This is a genomic window from Brachyspira sp. SAP_772, assembly GCF_009755885.1.
In the GTDB taxonomy this organism is placed as follows: domain Bacteria; phylum Spirochaetota; class Brachyspiria; order Brachyspirales; family Brachyspiraceae; genus Brachyspira.
In genome coordinates, this window is the sequence record NZ_VYIX01000094.1 from 1 (window position 1) to 829 (window position 829).

At 26.3% G+C, this 829-nt stretch carries 1 protein-coding gene; it reads right to left on the reverse strand.

The window, feature by feature from the left end; translation table 11 throughout:
• On the reverse strand, positions 1 to 661 hold a 661-nt coding region (locus tag GQX97_RS12790), incomplete at its 3' end, for a chorismate mutase (RefSeq protein ID WP_157152258.1).
• Positions 662 to 829: the final 168 nt, after the last annotated feature.

The following is an 829-nucleotide window of genomic DNA, read 5'->3' on the forward strand; positions in this document are numbered from 1 at the left end:
TATTCTCTTTTATAAAATTAGAACATTGTTTTAGTGCCTGATGATGTGATATTACTTTTTTTATATTATTTATATTGGTATTCTTATTTGCCATAAGTGCATATTCTATTGTAAGATAAACYTCACCAACTATTTTGCAATTATAATCAGCAAGTATATCAAGCACCTCATTAACCATGCCTGTAGAAGAGTTTTCAAGCGGTAAAACCCCATAATAACTCTCAGAACTTCTTATACTCTCAAGAACATCTTCAAAACTCTTTTTCTTTRCCAATTTAGCCTCATCGCCAAAAAACTTTTTAGCAGCCTCATAACCATTTCCGCCCTCTCTTCCTTGATACGCTATAACAGAATCGTATTTTATTTTTTTATTACTATTTTCTTTAGTGTTATTATCAATCAAATGCTTTTGAATCTGCTTTGATGTGTACATTATATCATTATAAATAGTAGTAATTAAGTTTGATAATTCCTTGTTTTCAAGAAGATTTATTCTGCTTGCTATAACTTCTTTTTCTCTTTTAGGGTCGAATATCGGAGCATTGTTTTTTTTCTTAATCTCTCCAACCTTCACACTAACTTTCATTCTYTCATCTATTAACCTTACAATATCTCTGTCTATCTCATCAATTTTTTTTCTTAAATCCTTTAACTCTTCCATTATATCCTGCCATTATAAAATATATTAAATTAATAATAATATTATCCTTACTACTAATAATAATTATTATACAAAATGCCTAAAAATTGTAAAGTCTATAATATCATATTTTAATTTTCTTTACATTATAATTAAATTTGTTGACTTTTTTACTTATTACTATAAAAT